Raw genomic sequence first — 2,495 nt, 5'->3', positions numbered from 1 at the left:
TATATCTGTATACTTATAATTCCCAGATCTAGACTCACTTTTAACTTCTGAACTAAGATGCAAATTGTCGATCGATCCAACTCAGAACATTACTTATGGGGAGCTGGTTGTGATGGCTGGCATCTGTTGAAACGCGACGATATCAGTATCATTACCGAACGGGTTCCCCCAGGTGCCAACGAACAACTTCATTACCACGTTCATTCGCGCCAATTTTTCTACATTTTAACTGGGGAAGCCACAATCGAAGTTGAGGGAGTCAGACATAGTTTACGAGCTAATCAAGGAATCGAAATACCGCCTGGTGTCGCTCATCAATTCTGGAATGAATCGAGTTCAGAAGTAACATTCCTAGCAATATCAATGCCAAAAGCTCATGGCGATCGAGTAGAAGCAGCGTCATTGTAAGACTATAATGCTAACAAAAACCTGACATCGTTGTAAATATAAAAAATTAGAAATTCAAATTCGATCGAGTGATAGTTTTTCTTTAGGTTTCTAATGATGCTGTATGAAGTCGTTAAGAAGTAAATCTTTCACATTAGCTTACTAATACCATCAATATCTAATGAACATCCCTTCAGCATCTCCAATGCAGATCGATCGTTTCGTTAATAGATTGGTGCGATCTTCGCCTGAACCTCGGCAATTACTTCTGGCGAAACGGTTTCTACAAACTTTATTTGTCGCACTCTCCAATCTAGCGACCTAATTTGGTCTACTAAAATTACCCCATGAGTCTGTAATTCTTCTGGTAGCAAGACTTCAAACGGACAACCTTTTTGCTGACTGGTAATCGGACAAAATAACGCTAACAAACTTTTATCACTATACTCACATATACCCAATACGAGCGTGTATAAACCTTGTATTTACATCGTAACTTATGCCGATCGAATTTTGCTCAATTTACTAATCCCCTCAATATCTAATAAATACCCCTGCACCATTTCCAAAGCATATCGATCGGGTAAAACTTGCTGAAACTTACTAAACCGATAATTAGGTAAATTTGCTAATAGATATTCCTGAGTATTCTTGGCTTGCCAAAACTCCGGCTTAGTAACTTCTGAGATCGCACTCTCGAACATTGCTGGTGTTAAATGTTCGCCAGAGATCGTTACTTGAAAATTATCCGCTCTGACTTCCCAACCCCACAGACATTCCAGCCCATATTTGAGCGTGCGATTGATGCGTCCGCCTGCATACGTCCACCATTGCACCTTCTCCTCTTCCCAAATCGTCCCTTCGATAACTTCCTGACGACGTTCCTCGCGAGCGTTGTTTAATACCGATTTGGCGATCGGATCGAGATAAACTAAATCCTTTTTGGATTTTAATAAAGCGGCAATTTCCTGACAGACATCCCAGCCCAAAAATTGGGGAATAAATCCGCCCCAAGTGGGTTTCTTACCTTGAGGTGCGGGTGCGACGATCAGAGAGCGATTATCTCGATCGATCGATTGCGCGATCCAAGCTCTCCCGCCTAATAGGAAACAACTAATTTCGGGTGTTAAAGTATCAATGAATTTCTGCTCCAAAGAACCGATCGGTTGTTCCTTGGTGGTGTAAACATCATACTGCTGAGGCGAACTAAATACGGCATAGAGAGCCATAAAATTCTTCCGTCCGAAGGCTTTTTCGGTTTCCGATCCGATCGCGAGTAATCCGCCAGTCAGATAGAGATAATTATTTTTGAGCATGTGCTTGATTAACCGATCGAATTCCGCGCGTTTAATCCCTTTGAAATCGGGAATTGTTGATAATTGTGCCCAAGCATCCCCTGGTGAAATCGCACTAAATTGCATTGTCAGGGCGAGTAATTGTTGGACTAATACCGCCCAATTGCGATCGGATACGACGATCGATTCTACCCAATTCCGCCGCGCTAATTCGATCACCGCGATCGCTTGTAATAATGCCGCCGAATTATCGATTAAAAACGTCGTATTCGCACCGCCACCGCGCCTACCCGTGCGCCCCAATCGTTGTAAGAATGCCGAAACCGTATCGGGTGCATTTGCTTGTAAAACTGCATCCAAATCGCCGACATCAATCCCCAATTCCAATGTCGAAGTACAGACAATGCAATTATTATGCCCATTGGCAAACCGTTCTTCCGCCAGGGTGCGCTCCTCCAACGCTACCGAACTATGATGGATAAACACATCGATACCGCGATTTTGCATCGCCCCAGAGATTTCCTCAGCCAGAGCGCGACTCTGACAGAATAATAGACTCTTTTTGCCCTGTGCCAACATACTCGATCGATTGGCGATATCCAGCTTAGAATCCTGCATCAAGATCCGAATCTCTTTCTTGTGCTGCTCCTTCGGCGGATCGATCTTACAGCGCGGACGCTGAGAAGTCCCCTGCAACCAGTCCAGAATCGTGTCAGGATTGCCCACAGTGGCACTCAAACCCACCCGTTGTACATCGTGAGCACTCACCCGAATTAACCGCTCTAGCACCGACATGAGCTGCGCTCCTCGATC

At 44.4% G+C, this 2,495-nt stretch carries 3 protein-coding genes; 1 reads left to right on the top strand and 2 read right to left on the bottom strand.

Going from position 1 to position 2,495, the window contains the following annotated elements; all coding sequences use genetic code 11:
* Positions 1 to 57: 57 nt before the first annotated feature.
* A complete protein-coding gene (locus tag RMO84_RS01880; protein WP_310486761.1) occupies positions 58 to 408 on the top strand; it encodes a cupin domain-containing protein in 351 nt (116 codons plus the stop codon).
* Between the two features lie 203 nt (positions 409 to 611).
* Here the strand turns inward: RMO84_RS01880 and RMO84_RS01875 are convergent, their stop codons facing one another.
* On the bottom strand, positions 612 to 848 hold the full coding sequence (locus RMO84_RS01875) for a type II toxin-antitoxin system PemK/MazF family toxin (protein WP_310486760.1): 237 nt from the start codon (positions 846 to 848) through the stop codon (positions 612 to 614).
* 36 nt (positions 849 to 884) lie between these two features.
* Positions 885 to 2,495, bottom strand: a 1,611-nt coding sequence (locus RMO84_RS01870; protein ID WP_310486759.1) for a helicase-related protein, incomplete at its 5' end; no start/stop codon positions are given.

The sequence above is a fragment of the Chamaesiphon sp. VAR_69_metabat_338 genome (assembly GCF_031423935.1).
Classification (GTDB): Bacteria; Cyanobacteriota; Cyanobacteriia; order Cyanobacteriales; family Chamaesiphonaceae; genus Chamaesiphon.
The sequence above is the reverse complement of the archived record's forward strand: the minus strand, read 5'-3'. Positions and strand labels throughout refer to the sequence as shown.